Source organism: Kineococcus deserti (assembly GCF_050871945.1).
GTDB lineage: Bacteria > Actinomycetota > Actinomycetes > Actinomycetales > Kineococcaceae > Kineococcus.
On record NZ_JBJLSI010000007.1, the window covers coordinates 183,780 to 199,241 of the forward strand.

Annotated in this window: 17 protein-coding genes; 10 read left to right on the plus strand and 7 right to left on the minus strand. The window is 72.9% G+C overall.

Going from position 1 to position 15,462, the window contains the following annotated elements; all coding sequences use genetic code 11:
- Positions 1–29: 29 nt before the first annotated feature.
- The 4 genes from ACRYR2_RS08320 to ACRYR2_RS08335 are packed head-to-tail and all read left to right on the plus strand — an operon-like array spanning position 30 to position 3,837.
- Positions 30–1,094, plus strand: a complete 1,065-nt coding sequence (locus ACRYR2_RS08320; protein ID WP_432562370.1) for a tartrate dehydrogenase — start codon at positions 30–32, stop codon at positions 1,092–1,094.
- A complete protein-coding gene (locus tag ACRYR2_RS08325; protein WP_432562371.1) occupies positions 1,091–2,242 on the plus strand; it encodes a MalY/PatB family protein in 1,152 nt (383 codons plus the stop codon). The genes ACRYR2_RS08320 and ACRYR2_RS08325 overlap by 4 nt, the downstream gene beginning before the upstream one ends.
- 21 nt (positions 2,243–2,263) lie before the next feature.
- A complete protein-coding gene (locus ACRYR2_RS08330; RefSeq protein ID WP_432562372.1) occupies positions 2,264–3,430 on the plus strand; it encodes an aminotransferase class I/II-fold pyridoxal phosphate-dependent enzyme in 1,167 nt (388 codons plus the stop codon).
- On the plus strand, positions 3,427–3,837 hold the full coding sequence (locus tag ACRYR2_RS08335) for a RidA family protein (RefSeq protein ID WP_432562373.1): 411 nt from the start codon (positions 3,427–3,429) through the stop codon (positions 3,835–3,837). The genes ACRYR2_RS08330 and ACRYR2_RS08335 overlap by 4 nt, the downstream gene beginning before the upstream one ends.
- Positions 3,838–3,840: 3 nt before the next feature.
- Here the strand turns inward: ACRYR2_RS08335 and ACRYR2_RS08340 are convergent, their stop codons facing one another.
- Positions 3,841–4,245 (minus strand): MarR family winged helix-turn-helix transcriptional regulator, encoded by a 405-nt coding sequence (locus ACRYR2_RS08340; protein ID WP_432562374.1) that lies wholly within the window; start codon positions 4,243–4,245, stop codon positions 3,841–3,843.
- A gap of 78 nt (positions 4,246–4,323) precedes the next feature.
- Between ACRYR2_RS08340 and ACRYR2_RS08345 the strand changes: the two genes are divergently transcribed.
- Genes ACRYR2_RS08345 through ACRYR2_RS08360 form a run of 4 tightly spaced genes read left to right on the plus strand, consistent with a single transcriptional unit; the run spans position 4,324 to position 6,856 of the window.
- Positions 4,324–4,926, plus strand: a complete 603-nt coding sequence (locus ACRYR2_RS08345) for a non-oxidative hydroxyarylic acid decarboxylases subunit B (RefSeq protein ID WP_432562375.1) — start codon at positions 4,324–4,326, stop codon at positions 4,924–4,926.
- Positions 4,927–4,950: 24 nt separating this feature from the next.
- On the plus strand, positions 4,951–6,375 hold the full coding sequence (locus ACRYR2_RS08350) for a non-oxidative hydroxyarylic acid decarboxylases subunit C (protein WP_432562376.1): 1,425 nt from the start codon (positions 4,951–4,953) through the stop codon (positions 6,373–6,375).
- On the plus strand, positions 6,372–6,629 hold the full coding sequence (locus tag ACRYR2_RS08355; RefSeq protein ID WP_432562377.1) for a non-oxidative hydroxyarylic acid decarboxylases subunit D: 258 nt from the start codon (positions 6,372–6,374) through the stop codon (positions 6,627–6,629). Before ACRYR2_RS08350 ends, ACRYR2_RS08355 begins: the two co-directional genes overlap by 4 nt.
- A complete protein-coding gene (locus ACRYR2_RS08360; RefSeq protein WP_432562378.1) occupies positions 6,626–6,856 on the plus strand; it encodes a hypothetical protein in 231 nt (76 codons plus the stop codon). The genes ACRYR2_RS08355 and ACRYR2_RS08360 overlap by 4 nt, the downstream gene beginning before the upstream one ends.
- A gap of 48 nt (positions 6,857–6,904) precedes the next feature.
- Here ACRYR2_RS08360 and ACRYR2_RS08365 read toward each other — a convergent pair whose 3' ends face one another.
- Entirely contained in the window at positions 6,905–8,728 is a 1,824-nt protein-coding gene (locus tag ACRYR2_RS08365) for a hypothetical protein (RefSeq protein ID WP_432562379.1), read from the minus strand.
- 242 nt (positions 8,729–8,970) lie between these two features.
- Here ACRYR2_RS08365 and ACRYR2_RS08370 point away from each other — a divergent pair, with 242 nt between their 5' ends.
- Together ACRYR2_RS08370 and ACRYR2_RS08375 are read left to right on the plus strand one after the other, a co-directional pair.
- Positions 8,971–9,291, plus strand: a complete 321-nt coding sequence (locus tag ACRYR2_RS08370) for an ArsR/SmtB family transcription factor (protein WP_432562380.1) — start codon at positions 8,971–8,973, stop codon at positions 9,289–9,291.
- Positions 9,288–9,794 carry an SRPBCC domain-containing protein gene (locus ACRYR2_RS08375; protein WP_432562381.1) on the plus strand — a complete coding sequence of 169 codons (507 nt, stop codon included), beginning with the start codon at positions 9,288–9,290 and terminating at the stop codon, positions 9,792–9,794. The genes ACRYR2_RS08370 and ACRYR2_RS08375 overlap by 4 nt, the downstream gene beginning before the upstream one ends.
- 1 nt (position 9,795) lies before the next feature.
- Here ACRYR2_RS08375 and ACRYR2_RS08380 read toward each other — a convergent pair whose 3' ends face one another.
- From ACRYR2_RS08380 to ACRYR2_RS08400, 5 genes are all read right to left on the minus strand, one after another.
- The gene (locus ACRYR2_RS08380) at positions 9,796–10,770 is read right to left on the minus strand and encodes a glycine betaine ABC transporter substrate-binding protein (protein WP_432562382.1); all 975 of its coding nucleotides are present in this window, start codon (positions 10,768–10,770) and stop codon (positions 9,796–9,798) included.
- On the minus strand, positions 10,770–11,549 hold the full coding sequence (locus tag ACRYR2_RS08385) for an ABC transporter permease (RefSeq protein WP_432562383.1): 780 nt from the start codon (positions 11,547–11,549) through the stop codon (positions 10,770–10,772). Before ACRYR2_RS08385 ends, ACRYR2_RS08380 begins: the two co-directional genes overlap by 1 nt.
- Entirely contained in the window at positions 11,546–12,733 is a 1,188-nt protein-coding gene (locus ACRYR2_RS08390; RefSeq protein WP_432562384.1) for an ABC transporter ATP-binding protein, read from the minus strand. The genes ACRYR2_RS08385 and ACRYR2_RS08390 overlap by 4 nt, the downstream gene beginning before the upstream one ends.
- Positions 12,726–13,367, minus strand: a complete 642-nt coding sequence (locus ACRYR2_RS08395) for an ABC transporter permease (protein WP_432562385.1) — start codon at positions 13,365–13,367, stop codon at positions 12,726–12,728. The genes ACRYR2_RS08390 and ACRYR2_RS08395 overlap by 8 nt, the downstream gene beginning before the upstream one ends.
- Before the next feature lie 99 nt (positions 13,368–13,466).
- On the minus strand, positions 13,467–15,269 hold the full coding sequence (locus ACRYR2_RS08400; RefSeq protein WP_432562386.1) for an ABC transporter ATP-binding protein: 1,803 nt from the start codon (positions 15,267–15,269) through the stop codon (positions 13,467–13,469).
- Positions 15,270–15,462: the final 193 nt, after the last annotated feature.

The window sequence follows — 15,462 nt, forward strand, 5'->3', positions numbered from 1 at the left end:
CCCCAGCAGTCGTCGTGAGAGGGGATCCGGTGAGCCGCACGTACGTGATCGACACGATCCCCGGCGACGGGATCGGCGTGGAGGTCACCGACGTCGTGACGCGGTGCGTCGACGACCTGGCCGCCGCGCACGGTTTCACCGTCCGGTGGCGCCCGCGGGACTGGAACTCGGCCCACTACCTGCGGACCGGGCGCATGATGCCCGCCGACGGCATCGACCAGCTCCGCGACGGCGACGCGGTCTTCCTCGGCGCGGTCGGCACCCCCGAGGTCCCCGACGACGTCACGCTGTGGGGGCTGCTCATCCCGATCCGGCGCGAGTTCGACCAGTACGTCAACCTGCGGCCCATGCGGTTGCTGCCCGGGGTGGCCGGCTCGCAGCCGGGCCTGGAGGACCTCGACGTCGTCGTGGTCCGCGAGAACGTCGAGGGCGAGTACTCCCAGATCGGCGGGCGTTTCGGCACCGGCACCGACGCCGAGTTCGCCGTCCAGGAGGCCGTGTTCACCCGGGCCGGGATCTCCCGCGTCGCGCGGTACGCGGCCGCGCAGGCCCTCGGGCGCGGCGGGACGCTGGTGTCGGCGACGAAGTCGAACGGGATCGTCCACACCATGCCGTTCTGGGACGAGGTCGTCGCCGACGTCACCCGCGACGTGCCCGGTCTGCAGGTCGAGAAGGTCCTCATCGACGCCCTCGCCGCCCGGTTGGTGGTGAGACCCACCAGCGTGCGGACCATCGTCGCCTCGAACCTGTTCGGCGACATCCTCTCCGACCTGGTCGCCGGCATCGCCGGCTCGATCGGCATCGCCCCCAGCGCCAACCTCAACCCCGAACGCCGGTTCCCCTCCATGTTCGAACCCGTGCACGGTTCGGCACCGGACATCGCGGGGCAGGGCATCGCCAACCCCGTCGGGGCGCTGTGGGCGGCGGCCATGATGCTGGACCACCTCGGTGAACAGGCCGCCGCGAAGGCCCTGACGCAGGCGTTCGAGTCGACGCTCGCCGCCGGGACCGCGACGCCGGACCTGGGAGGTACGGCGAGCACCGAGGAGTTCACCGCGGCCGTCCGCGCGCGCACCACCGGAGCGGACTCGTGAAGGCCCACCCGCTCGAGGTGCTGCGCCGGCGCACCAGCGAGAAGTGGCGCACCCACCCCGACGACGTCCTGCCGATGTTCGTGGCCGAGATGGACTTCCCGCTGGCCCCGGCGATCCAGGCGGTGCTGCACGAGGCCGTCGAGAACGGCGACACCGGGTACGTCGACCCGCACGACCGGGCCGCGGCGACGGCGTTCTCGCAGTTCTCCGCCGACACCTGGGGGTGGGAACCCGATCCGGCCCGCACCGCGTCGACGACCGACGTCAGCGTCGTCATCGTCGAGTCGGTCCGCCGGCTCACCCGCCCCGGCGACGGGGTGGTCATCACCCCGCCGGTCTACCCTCCGTTCTTCGACCTGGTGCCGGAGGCGGGTGCGCGGGCGGTGCAGGTGCCGCTGGTCGAGGGACCCGACGGCCCCCGCCTCGACCTCGACGGCATCTTCCGCGCCCTGGCCGCCGGCGCGCGCGGCGTCCTGCTGTGCAACCCGCACAACCCCCTCGGCCTCGTGCACAGCCGCGAGGACCTGACCGAACTGTCCCGCATCGTCGACCGGCACGCCGGTTTCGTCGTCAGCGACGAGATCCACGCCCCGCTGACCCACCACGGCGTGGAGTTCACCCCGTACCTGACCGTCTCCCCCCAGGCCCGCGCGCACGGGATCGCCGCGGAGTCGGCCAGCAAGGCCTTCAACCTCGCCGGCCTGAAGTGCGCCCTGTTCGTCGCCGAGTCCGAGACCATGGCCGAGGTCGTCAGGGACCTGCCGGAGGAGGTCGTGTTCCGCACCGGCCTGTTCGGGGCGCGGGCCACCGAGGCCGGGTTCGCCCGGAGCCGGGACTGGCTGCACGACCTCGTCGGGACGGTGCAGCGCAACGTGTCCCTGCTCGAGGAGCAGTTGCGGGAGAAGCTGCCCGCGGTGCGGTTCGCACCCCCGCGGGCGAGCTACCTGGCCTGGCTGGACCTGTCGGCACTGGAGTGGGGCGACGACCCCGCGCAGGTCGCGTTGCGGCAGGCCCGCGTCGCCCTCGCTTCGGGGCCGATGTTCGGGCGGCAGGGAGTGGGGTTCGCGCGCATGAACCTGGCCTGCGCTCCCGAGACGGTCGTCGAGGCGGTCGACCGACTGGCGGCCGCCCACCGGAACCGGCGCTGACCGCGCCACCGAGGAGGACCCGTGACCCACGACCCGCTGACCGGCTGGGACGTCTCCCTGGCCCCCGGGCAGGCCCGCCTGCAACCCCACGACGGACGGCAGGTCGTGGACTTCTCGCACGGCGACGTCGACGCCTTCCCCCCGCTGCCCGCCGCCCTCGAGCACGTCACCCGCGCCCTCACCACGCCCGGTGCCGCCTACTCCCCGTACCGCGGTCACGCGGCGGTCCGCGCCCGGCTGGCGCCACGCCTGGCCGGTCTCCTCGGGTCCCCCGTCGACCCCGACCGCGAGCTCATCGTCACCCCCGGCACCCAGGCCGGGCTGTTCCTGGCCCTGTCGGCCACCGTCCGCGCCGGCGACCGGGTCGCGGTCGTGGAACCCGACTACTTCGCCAACCGGCGCATCGTCGAGGTCCTCGGGGCTCAGCCGGTGCCCGTGCCGCTGGACTACGCCGATCCCGCGCGTCCGGCCGAGCTGGACCTGGACGGGCTGCGGTCGGCCTTCGCGGGCGGCGCGCGGGTCCTCGTGCTGTCCAACCCGAACAACCCGACGGGTGCGGTCCACCCCGAGCGGCAGGTGCGGGCCATCGCCGACCTGGCCCGCGAGCACGACGTGCTGGTGGTCGTCGACCAGCTGTACTGCCGCCTGCTGTACCCGGGGACGGAGTTCACGCACCTGCGGCGGCTGCTGGACCCCGACCGCTGCGTGACGCTGCTCGGCCCGTCCAAGACCGAGTCCCTCAGCGGGTTCCGCACCGGCGTGGCGATCGCCGGGCCGGCCGTCGTCGACCGCATGGAGCAGTTGCTGGGGATCGTGTCGTTGCGCACCGCCGGCTACAACCAGTTCGCCCTGGACGCCTGGCTGGACGAACCCGCCGGCTGGCTGGCCGAACGCGTCGCCGCGCACCAGGCGATCCGCGACGACCTGGTGGCCGCCCTGCGGAACGGCGGTCTCGCCGTGCGGCCCACCGAGGCCGGCAGCTACCTGTTCCCCCGCCTGCCGGACCTGCCGGTCTCCGGCCGGGAGTTCGTCGCGCGGCTGCGCGCGGCGGAGGGCATCGTCGTCACCGCGGGAACGGAGTTCGCCGCGGGCACCGGGAACAGCGTGCGGCTGAACTTCTCGCAGGACCACACCCGGGCCCTGGACGCGGTGCGCCGGCTGACGGCCTTCGCCGGGACCCTCCGGTGAGCGGTCCGCGCCCGCAGGGGAACTACCGCACCGTGACCGAGGCCGGCGGGCTGGTGTTCACCGCCGGCATCACGCCCAGGGTGCAGGGGCGGCTGCGGTTCACCGGCGTCATCGGCGCCGACCTCGACCTGGAGACCGCGCGGGCCGCGGCGGACCTGTGCGCCCGTGGCGCCGTCGCCGCCCTCGACGGGCACGGGGTCGAGCGGGTCGTGAAGATGACCGTGCACCTGGTCTGCGCCCCCGGTTTCACCGACCACGCCCGGGTCGCCGACGCCGCCTCCGACGCGGTCGTCGAACTGCTCGGCCAGGACGCCGTGGGCGTGCGCACGACCGTCGGCGTGGCCTCGCTGCCCGGCGGTGCGCCCGTCGAGATCGACCTCGTCGCGGTCGGCGGGAGGCCGGCCTGACCCTCAGTCCGCCAGCATCCGGTGCAGCTGCCGCAGCAGCCGGTCCCGCTCGGCGGCGGACAGGTGGCCGGTGAACGAGGCGTCGACCTCCCCCGCCAGGGGCACCACCTCCCGCAGGACCCGCTGACCGTCCCCGGTCAGGTGCACGTACCGCCGACGGCGGTCCCGCGGGTCCCCCTCGCGCTGGATCAGGCCCCGCCGCTCCAGGCGCTGCAGCATCTCCGCCAGCGTCGCCTTCGTGCTCGCGGCCGCGGCGATGAGCGCCGACTGCTCGATGCCCGGCTCCTGCTGCACGGCGCGCAGCACGGCGTACTGGGGTTTGGTCAGGTCCGGGACCGCGGCCTGCCACCGCGCCGTGTGCTCCTGGACCACGCGGCGCAGCACGTGGAACAGCTCGTCGTCGAACACGACCCCTCCGTTGCTCGTTCGTAGGCGAACGAGTACAGTGAACACCAGTTCGTACACGAACGTCTTTTCGAGGTGAGCATGAGGTTGATCGTCGGCATGTCCGGCGCCACCGGAGCACCCCTCGGCGTGGCGCTGCTGCGCGCGCTGCGCGACCTGGGGACGGTGGAGACCCACCTGGTGATGTCCAGGTGGGCCCGCACGACCATCGAACTGGAGACGGGCCTGACCGTCCGGCAGGTCGCCGACCTCGCCGACGTGGTCCACGGCCCCGGCGACCAGGCCGCGACCATCAGTTCCGGATCGTTCAGGACCGACGGCATGGTCGTCGTCCCGTGCAGCATGAAGACCCTCGCCGGCATCCGCGCCGGCTACGCCGACGGACTGCTCGGCCGGGCCGCGGACGTCGTGCTGAAGGAACGCCGGCCCCTGGTGCTCGTCCCGCGCGAGACCCCGCTGTCGGACATCCACCTGGAGAACATGCTCGCGCTGTCCCGGATGGGAGTGCGGATCGTCCCGCCGATGCCGGCGTTCTACAACCACCCCCTGACCATCGACGACGTGGTCGACCACGTCGTCGCCCGCATCCTCGACCAGTTCGGCCTGGAGTCCTCTCGCGCCAAGCGGTGGGACGGCCTGAAGGCGGCCCGCACCGAACTCGTCGACCACCCCGCCGAGAACTGATCCACCGAGAACTGGAGGAGCGTCGTGGCCCACGACGACCTGCGGTCCTTCCTCGACGCCCTCGAGGCCAAGGGCCAGCTGCTGCGCGTGACCGAGCGCGTGAAGCCCGAACCCGACCTGGCCGCCGCGGCCAACGCCACCGGCCGCATCGGCGACCAGGCGCCCGCGCTGTGGTTCGACGACGTCGAGGGTTTCACCGAGGCCCGCATCGCCCTGAACACCCTGGGTTCCTGGCCGAACCACGCCATCGCGATGGGTCTGGAACCCACGACGACGACCAAGGACCAGGTGGCGGAGTTCATCCGCCGCTGGGAGCAGTTCCCCGTCGCCCCGGTCCGCCGCGAGGACGCCCCGTGGCGGGAGAACACCGTCGAGGGCGAGGACATCAACCTCTTCGACCTGCTGCCGCTGTTCCGGCTCAACGAGGGCGACGGCGGGTTCTACTTGGACAAGGCCGCGACCGTCTCGCGCGACCCCGACGACCCGGAGAACTTCGACAAGCAGAACGTCGGCATCTACCGGATGGAGGTCAAGGGCCGCCGGCGCCTGGGCATCCAGCCGGTGCCCGTGCACGACATCGCCCTGCACCTGGCCAAGGCCGAGGAGCGCGGCGAGGACCTGCCCGTCGCCATCACCCTGGGCAACGACCCGATCATCACCCTGATGGCCTCCACGCCGCTGCGCTACGACCAGTCCGAGTACGAGATGGCCGGCGCGCTGCGCGAGTCGCCCTACCCGATCGCGACGGCACCGCTGACGGGTTTCGACGTCCCGTGGGGTTCCGAGGTCGTCCTGGAGGGCGTCATCGAGGGACGCGAACGCGAGGTCGAGGGACCGTTCGGGGAGTTCACCGGGCACTACTCCGGTGGGCGCAGCATGCCTGTCGTCCGCATCGACCGGGTCTCGCACCGGACCGCGCCGATCTTCGAGTCGCTGTACCTCGGCATGCCGTGGACCGAGGTGGACTACCTCATCGGCCCGGCGACCTGCGTGCCGTTGTACCAGCAGCTCAAGGCCGACTTCCCGGAGGTGCAGGCCGTCAACGCCATGTACACCCACGGCCTGCTCGCGATCATCTCGACGAAGAAGCGGTACGGCGGTTTCGCCAAGGCCGTCGGCCTGCGCGCCATGACGACGCCGCACGGCCTGGGCTACGTGAAGATGGCCATCGTCGTCGACGAGGACGTCGACCCCTTCAACCTGCCGCAGGTCATGTGGGCGCTGTCCAGCAAGGTGAACCCCGCAGGGGACCTCGTGCAGCTGCCGAACATGTCGGTCGTCGCCCTCGACCCCGGCTCCAACCCCGCCGGCATCACCGACAAGCTCGTCATCGACGCCACCACCCCCGTGGCGCCTGACACCCGCGGCCACTACAGCCAGCCGGTCAAGGACCTGCCGGAGACACCGGAGTGGGTCGCCAAGCTCACGGCCCTGATGGCCGACCGGTGAACCGCACGACTCCCGAGGAGGAACCCATGTGCCCGCGGTGCGCGCACGAGACGCTCGACGTCCTGACCACCAGCCCCGTGCCCGGTGTGTGGGAGGTGCTGCAGTGCCTGCGCTGCCACTACACCTGGCGCACCAGCGAACCGGCCCGGCGGACAACGTGGTCGGCCTACCCCGTCGCCTTCCGGCTGACGCAGGCCGACCTGGACGCGGCGCAGGAGATGCCGACGGTCCCACCGCTGCGCAGCGCGCGATGACCACCACCATGTGGGAGGTCCGCGCGGCCGAAGGCTGCTTCGACGACCTCGTCGGTTGGCTCCGGGCGGTTCTCCCGGACGCCCGGCAGACGGACGTCTACGCCTCGGCCGACGAGCGGCTCGTCGTCATCGCCACGGGTGAGGAACCCCTGAGGCTGCCCGAGCCGCCCGCCGACCTGGTCCGGCGCGCCCCGCACCAGTGGGGCTTCCGCAGGATCGAACTCTGAGACGACGAGGCGAACCCGGCGGGCGGGATCCCGACCGCCGGGCCGGGGTCAGCGGATCGACAGCGTCCAGCTCCCCGGCACCGTCGTCGTCAGCAGCACCCGGGTTCCGGCCGGCACCACGTCACCGCCGAGCCAGGTGTACCGCTCTCCCGGATCGACGACGGCCGGTTGCCGCGGGCCCGAGCCCGTGCCCGGCCCGAACCGGACCTCGTCGTCACCGACCCGCCAGCTCCCCCAGCCCGCCACGAGCTGGTGGGTGCCGGCCTCGGCGTCCAGCACCTCGGTGCCCTCCAGTGTTCCATCGCCCAGGAAGGCGAGTTCCACCGTCGCCGGGACGTCGCCGGGTTCCTCGGTGCCGCCGACCGTGAACTCGAGGTCGAAGCCGTTCTCCACGTTCCCCCCGACGGGGCGGACGACCACGGTGGTCTCCAGGACCCGCGCCTCGCGTTCCCGTTCGGAGAACGACATCGCCGCCCAGAACCGGCCCTCCAGTTCCAGGTCGTACTCCCCCGAGCCGCGCCGGGCGGCCGGGGGCAGCGGCTGGTAGTAGCCACCGGTCATGTTCTGGCGCAACGTGACGGTTCCGTCGTCGCCGACCTCGATGCCCTGGGACCGGAAGTGGCCCCAGGAGAAGAACCTCGGGGCGAACCGCACCGAACTGAGCACGGCGGCGCCGTGCCGGAACCGCAGGAACGTCGGGTTGGTGGCCAGGCCGGACGCGATGGCGCCGGGACGGTCCGGATCGTCCACCAGGTCGGCACCGCCGAACACGCTGGCGGTGCTGGAACCCCGGCGGTACCGGACCAGGCCGCTGCCGGCCAGGACGTGGGTTCCCTCGGTGCCCAGCGGAACCGGCGCCGGCAGGGGGGCGGCGACGTCGGGATGTGCGAGGACCTCGGCCCAGGCGTCACCGTCGGCGGCGCGGGCGGGCTCGTCGGTGCGGGCGAGCTGGTCGAGCACGAACCGGGCGTACCGGCCGTCGCCGTCGCGGATCGCCATCTCGCGGTAGACCATCAGCGCGTCGCTGGAGTCGCGGACCTCCTTCTGGTCCTGCCGACGCGACTGCACGGTCTCCAGGGTTCCGTCGTCCTCCAGGCACAGCAGGTGCAGGTCGAGGTTCCGGCGCACGTGGGCCCGCAGCTCCACCCGGTCGGTGAGCCGGGCGATCGTCAGCAGGCTGGGGTTCGTCACCGCGAACGCGTAGTTCGGGCTGCGCTCGGAGTACTGCCCGTCGGCGTCGATGTCGACGCCCTCGGCCAGCCACTCCCCGATCCGCTCCAGCTGCCCGGGCCGCGGAACGAGGGCGTGCAACCGCGCCAGCGCCGAGGAGATCTCCCACCGGTGGTTCGGGGTGTGCACGCCGCCGACCACGAGGGCGTCCGAGGCCAGGGCCAGGACCGTGCGCAGTTCCTCGCGCACGTCCCGGGTCCGGTTCCAGTCGTCGCGCTGCAGCAGGTCCAGCACAGGGCACAGGTCGTTGACGACGAACGCCGAGTCCGGCGGGGTGTGCAGGTTCCCCTGGTCCCAGGTGCCGTCCCGGTGCTGGGCCGCGCGCAGGGCGCTGACGAACGAGGCCAGCGGCGCGAGCAGTTCGGCCGAACGGTGGTGGCGGGACCGCTCCGCCGCCAGGACGCTGGTCAGCCGCAGCGCCGAGCGTGCCCAGGCCCGGTGCGCCCACAGCTGCGTCAGCTGCTCCTCGCGGCCGGCGAGCACCGCGTCGACCTGGGCCTCGGCGGCGGCCAGCAACCGCGCCGCGAACTGCTCGTCCACTGCGGGAACCTCCTGTGCCGCGGCCGGCGCCGCCGCGTACGTCGTGGTCGCGACCGCGGCCAGCCCGGCGGTGGATGTCCCCAGGAACGTCCTGCGCTGCACGTGATCCTCCTCGATCGGCGTGGGGAAACCCCTTTCCGGAGCCTAGTGAGGCGTTCCGTCGACCGTCAACAGCGCCCGGAACCGCACTGCGCACCGGAACCCCGCACAGGACCTGGCTCGCCGCCGCGCCCTCCGTCCGGCCGCCAGTGCGGCCGGCGGGGCCCGCGGCCGGCCGGAGCACCACAGGCGAAGCACCCGAACATGCCTTGACAGGCAAATTCCCCGGGAGGAATATTCCTGCTGTGACCGACCCGTTCAGCGCCCTCGCCGAACCGCAACGCCGCCGGATCCTCGACGACCTGCGCACCGGCCGCCGCAGCGTCTCCGAACTCGCCCAGCGCCTCGGCATCCCGCAACCCAGCGTGTCGAAGCACCTGAAGGTGCTACGGGAGAACGGGCTGGTGACCGTCACGCAGGACGCGCAGCGCCGGCTGCACCAGGTGGACCCGCGCGGGTTCGCCGACTTCGACGCCTGGCTGGCGCCCTACCGCGCCCTGTGGGACGGCAGTTTCGACGCCCTGGCCCGACACCTCGACTCCGCATCCCCCCGGGAGGAACCGTGAACCTCGTCCCCACCCGCGTCCACGCCGGCACCGACGGCCGCTGGACCCTCGTCTTCGAGCGGGAGTTCACCCACCCGCCGCAGGCCGTGTGGTCCGCGCTCACCGTCCCCGAGGAGGTCGTGCGCTGGACGCCCTACCTGCCGCAGCGCAACCTCGCGAGCACCGGCGAGGCGCAGCTCCGGATGACGGACGAACCCGACGGTGGACTGCTCGACGCCACCGTCGAGGTCGTGGAGGAGAACCGCGTCCTGCAGCACCGCTGGGGCGAGGACGTCCTGCGCTGGGAACTGCACCCCACCGACGCCGGAACCCGCCTCGTCCTGCACCACACGACGAAGGACTTCCCCGACCTGTCGAAGTTCGCCGCCGGCTGGCACGTCTGCACCGACACCCTGGCGACGGTCCTCGACGGGGACCCGCGGCCGGTCGCGGTCGGTGAGGACGCGGAGGACCACGGGTGGGTGGAACTCGAAGCCGCCTACCGCGAGCTCCTCCCCCGCTGAATCAGGAGACGAAACCTGCGGACCGCAGCCACTCGAGGGCGACGTCGGCGGGTTCGCGCCCCTCGACGTCGACCTGGAGGTTCAGCTGGACGAGCACGTCGTTGGTCAGGGCGTCCGAGACCGGGAGCAGCACGTCGGCGATGACTGGGTGTGCGACGAGCACGTCCTGCCGGGCGACGAGGCAGGCGTTGTACGCGGGGAAGAAGGCCCGGTCGTCCTCCAGCACGGTGAGGTCCAGCGCCTCGATCCGGCCGTCGGTCGCGAACACCTCGCCGAAGTTGACCTGGCCGCTGTCGGTCGCGGTGTAGACCACACCGGTGTCCAGCGTCGAGACGTTCTCCCGCGGAACGCCGTCAGGGGCTCCCAGCGGCATGCCGTACGTCTCCAGCATCGGCACGAAACCGTCGTTGCGGCTGGCGAACTCCGACTCCACCGCGAACGTCCGCTGCTCGACGGGCAGGCCGGCGACGTCGGAGAAGCGGACGAGCCCGAACTCGGCCGCGAACTCCGACCGGGTGGCCACGGCGTAGGTGTTGTTCACCGCCGACGGGCTCAACCACACCAGCTGGTTGTCCGCCAGGTCCATCGCCCGCACGACCTCGTACTGCTCGGCCGCGTCCGGGATGCCCTCCGACTGCCCGAGGTAGCTCAGCCAGGCGGTGCCGGTGTACTCCCACTGCACGTCGACCTCACCGTTCACCTGCTGACGACGGGCGGCGGCCGAGCCGGGCAGGTTCGTCCGGTCGGCCACGTCGGCCCCGGCCGCGCGCAGGACCAAGCCGGCGATCTTGCCCAGGATCAACTGCTCGGTGAAGTTCTTCGACCCCACCGCGATGCGGACGCCCTCCAGGGAGGGCACCCGCCGGACGGAACCCGGGTCGGCCTCGGGCAGGTACCCGCTGGCGCTGGACAGGCCGCAACCGGCCAGCCCGGCACCGCCGAGGGCGAGGCCGGTGAGGAGCGAGCGACGCCGCATCACAGCCCCTTGGGCTTGGCGACGTGTTCCACGACACGTCCCAGCCAGTCGACGACGAGGGCCAGCAGCGCGACGAGGACGGCGCCGCTGACCTGCAGCGTGGTGTCGGCCAGGTTGATGCCGGTGAGGACCAGCGAGCCCAGACCGCCACCGGAGACGAAGGGCGCGAGAGCGGCGGTCCCGACGAGCAGCACCAGCGCCGACCGCAGCCCGGACAGCACGACCGGCACGGCCAGCGGGAGCTCCACCCGCAGCAGCACGGAGAACGCCGACATGCCCATCCCGCGACCGGCCTCGACCAGCCGGGGGTCCACACCCTGCAGACCGACGACGGTGTTGCGCAGGATCGGGAGCAGCGCGTAGAGGACCAGCGCGACGACGGCCGGCCAGAAGCCGATCCCGAGCCACATCGCCAGCAGCACCAGCAGACCGACGGCCGGGGCCGCCTGACCGAAGTTCGCGACCGTCTCCACCACGGGGGCCAGGCGACGCAACGCGGGGCGGGTCACCGCGATCCCCAGTGGCAGCGCCACCACCAGGACGATCAGACCCGCGGTGAACGTCAGTCGCAGGTGCTCGACGACGTCGTTCCGCAACACGTCCCACCCCAGCGTGCGCAGCTGGGTGTCGCTGAGGTCCGCGGTCGAACGCCACACGAGGAAGCAGGTCAGCGCGAGCACCACGACGACGGGCTGGGTGAGGAGGTCCTTCCACCCCGAGCTGCTGGCCCCGGTGGTGCTGCGGACGTCGACTGCCTGAGTTCTGGTGACCGGGCTCACGCGGTGCGCACCTCCCCGGCGGCGCCCGGCATCCGGCCGCCCTGGAGCACGCTCATGACCACGTCGACCGAGATGACGCCGAGGTAGGTGTCGCGGCGGCCCGTCACGACGGCACCGCCGTGGTGCGACTGCAACATCGTGTCCAGGGTGTCCGACAGGGTCGCACGGCGGCCGACGGTGGCGAACGGGGCGTTGCGCGGCAGCACGATCCGCCCGTCCCGCACGCAGTCGCCCCTCTCCAGCGCCTGGAGCCAGGGCCAGGCGACGGCCCGGCCCCGTTCGTCCAGCAGCACGACGGACTCCTCCCCCGCACCACGCACGCGCGCGGCGACCTCGGCGGCGGGTTCGCCCAGCCGTGCCGTCGGGAAGTCCAGCAGCGGGACGTCCGCGACCCGGGTCAGCGACAACTGCTTCAGCCCCGCACCGGAACCGACGAACTCACGGACGAAGTCGTCAGCGGGTTCGGCCAGGACGGTCTGCGGGGTGTCGAACTGCACGATCCGCGCCCCGACGTCCAGGACCGCGATCCGGTCGCCGAGCTTCACCGCCTCGTCGAAGTCGTGGGTGACCATGACGATCGTCGTGCCGAGTTCCTCGTGGATCGACAGCAGCTCGTCCTGCAACCGGGCCCGGGTGATCGGGTCGACGGCGCCGAACGGTTCGTCCATGAGCAGCACGGGCGGACCGGCCGCGAGCGCCCGGGCGACACCGACGCGCTGCTGCTGCCCACCGGACAGTTCCTTGGGGAACCGGTCCCGGTAGGCGGCCGGTTCCAGGCCCACGAGGTCGAGGAGTTCGTCGACGCGGGTGGCCGTGCGCTGCTTGTCCCAGCCGAGCATGCCGGGGACGATGCCGATGTTCGCGGCGATCGACAGGTGCGGGAACAAGCCGCCGGCCTGGATGACGTAGCCGATGTTCCGGCGCAGCTCGTCCGCGTCGGCGTGCGTCACGTCCTGGCCGTCGATGAGGATCTCACCGCTGGTGGGCTCGATGAGGCGGTTGATCATCTTCAGCGTCGTCGTCTTGCCGCAGCCGGACGGGCCGACGAACACCACGATCTCACCGGCCGCGATGTGCATCGACACGTCGTCGACGGCCGCGCGACCCTTGGAGCCGTACCTCTTGGTGACGCCGCGCAGCTCGATGGAGACTCCGCCGGCGGACTTCTGGTCGGACTCAGGCACGGATCCCCCGGGGAGTCGTGAGGCGCCCGAGGGCGACGAGGGCGAGGTCGAGCAGGAGGGCGACGACGAGGACGCCGAGCGTTCCGGTCACGGCCGCCTCGAGCGAGTTCGCCCCGCCGAGGCGGGACAGTCCCGAGAACACCAGGCCACCGAGTCCGGGGCCGGAGACGTAGGCCGCGACGGCCGCGACGCCCATCATCAGCTGGGCGGCCACGCGCATCCCGGCCAGGGTGACGGGCCAGGCCAGCGGGAGTTCGATGCGCAGCAACCGGCGCGCCGGACCCATGCCGAGGCCACGGGCGGCCTCGCGCAACGCCGGGTCGACGCCGGCCAGGCCCACGAGGGCGTTGCGCATGATGAGCAGGGCGCCGTAGAAGACGACCGCCGCGACGGCGGCGGGCACACCTGTCCGGAAGATCGCCAGTGCGATGCCGAGCAGGGCGAAGGACGGGATCGTGAGGCCCACCGAGCTGACGCCGGTGGCGAACGCAGCCAGCCGGGGACGGCGCTGGACGAGCACCGCGAACGTCACCCCGAGCAGGGTGGCGAGGACCAGGCTCTGAACGACCAGGCTCAGGTGCTGGAAGGCCAGGAAGGCCAGTTGCGAACGTCGTTCGAGCAGGTAGTCAGTCATCGGAGGGGCAAGGTAGCCCGCGCCGTAGCCTGCCACCACCCGGCGCGCGTCGACCGGCGGCCCGCCCGGGAGCGGGTGTCGTGCCCCGCGGGCGGTGGATCAGACCAGCCCGGACAGTTCGGCCTGCACCGCGAAGTCGGGAACCCGCGCGACGACCTCGTCGAACGTCCCGACGTCGACGACCCGGCCCTGCTCCAGGAGGACGACGGCGTCGCAGTCGCGGACCGTCGCCAGCCGGTGCGCGACGACGAGCACCGTCACGTCGTCGTGCAACCCGGCGACCGTGGCCGTCACGGCGGCCTCGGTCGCCGCGTCCAGCGCCGAGGTCGCCTCGTCCAGGACGAGCACCTTGGGCTCGGCGTACAGGGCGCGGGCGATGCCGAGCCGCTGCCGCTGCCCTCCGGACAACCGCAGCCCGCGCTCCCCGACCGGCGTGTGGACACCCTGCGGCAGCGCGGCGACGACGTCGGTCAGCTGCGCGGCGGCCAGCACCTGCTGCACGCGCTCGACGTCGACGTCGCCGGCCCGCCACGACAGCGCGACGTTGGCGGCCACGTCGGCGTCGAGCAGCGCGACCTCCTGCGGGACGTACCCGATGCGCCCGCGCCAGGCCGCCGCGACGTCGGCCAGCGGCGAACCGCCGACGACGACGCGCCCCGCGGACGGTTCGAGCAGACCGAGCACCACGTCCACCAGCGTCGACTTGCCCGAACCGGAGCGGCCGACGACGGCGACCCGCGCCCCCGCCGGGACCCGCAGCGAAACTCCCGCAAGCGCCGGCCGGTCGCTGCCGGGGTAGGTGAACGTGACGTCGTCCAGCACGATCTCGACCGCGCCCGGGGCCAGGCCGGCGGGGTCGACGGGCACGAACCGCGCGGGCGGCGCCCCGGCCGCGCCGGTCTCCCGCAACGCGTCCAGCACCTCCAGGGCGTTCGGCTCGTGCGCGTGCATCGTCGCGAACACCGACTGCAGACGGGTCAGGCACGGCACGACGCGGAACCCGGCGACCGCGAACAACCCGATGGCCGAGACGGCCTCGGTCACGCCCTGGGTCAGCACCGCGACCCCGCCGACGACGAGGAAACCGCCGAGCAGGGCTGCCTCGAGGACGAACCGCGGGCCGACGGAGTAGAAGAAGGCCATCCCGCGGGCCCGGGCGCTGGCGGTGCGGACCTCCCGGGCCACCGAGGCCAGCTGCTCGCCGCGTCCGCGCAGGGTGATCTCCTTGGTCGTGGCGAAGGACTCCTGCACGAGCCGGATGGTGTCGACGCTGGCGGCCGTCGCCGTCCGCCCCGCCGCCGCGGCCCGCCGGGCGATGACGGAGTAGAGCAGCACCGCGATCAGCCCGAAGTACACGGCCGCCACGATCGCGGTCTGCCACGCCGCGACCAGGACGACGACGCCCACGGCGACGAGCGAGGCGATCTCGGCGACGAGGCTGGAGAACGGCATGAGGAACCCGTTGAAGGCCTGGTTCAGCGACTCGTCGACGGTGCGGACCGCGCGCGCCGAGGACGCCCGCAGCCGGTAGGCCCACGAGGCCGACAGGTAGGCGCGCACCAGCCGGTCGGCGACGTCGACCTCGTGCTCGGCGAACCGGACGACGCCCCAGCGGATCAGGGCGAGCTGGGCCAGGGACTTGACGACCAGCAGCAGGCTGGCGACGCAGATGAGGACGATGAGCTGCGTGGTGCTGACGGAGGATCCGAGCACGGGCAGGGCCAGGACGAGCCGGCCCTCACCGCTGACCGCGGCCGGCAGCAGGACGGCGAGCAGACCGAGCGCGGCGACGTCGAACACCGCGAGCAGCGCCTGCCCCACGCAGTAGGCGACGACGAACCGCGAGCTGCCCGCGGGCAGCAGCGCGATCAGCGCACGGACGGTGGACAGCAGGGCCTTCACACCCGCATCCTCCCCGACCCACCACCCCCACCCGTCCTGTCCCCCCCCCCCGCGCCAGGGGGGGACGTGGGGGGGGGGGGGGGGGGGGGGGGGGGGGGGGGGGGGGGGGGGTGGGGTGGGGGGGGGGGGGGGGGGGGGGGGGGGGGGGGGGGGGGGGGGGGGGGGGGGGGGGGGGGGGGGGGGGGGGGGGGGG

Bases quoted from the DNA above. Each gene is read 5' to 3' on its own strand.
- ACRYR2_RS08360 (WP_432562378.1), top strand. From the start codon at position 6,626: ATGACCACCACCATGTGGGAGGTCCGCGCGGCCGAAGGCTGCTTCGAC.
- ACRYR2_RS08380 (WP_432562382.1), bottom strand. From the start codon at position 10,770: ATGCGGCGTCGCTCGCTCCTCACCGGCCTCGCCCTCGGCGGTGCCGGG.
- ACRYR2_RS08395 (WP_432562385.1), bottom strand. From the start codon at position 13,367: ATGACTGACTACCTGCTCGAACGACGTTCGCAACTGGCCTTCCTGGCC.
- ACRYR2_RS08345 (WP_432562375.1), top strand. From the start codon at position 4,324: ATGAGGTTGATCGTCGGCATGTCCGGCGCCACCGGAGCACCCCTCGGC.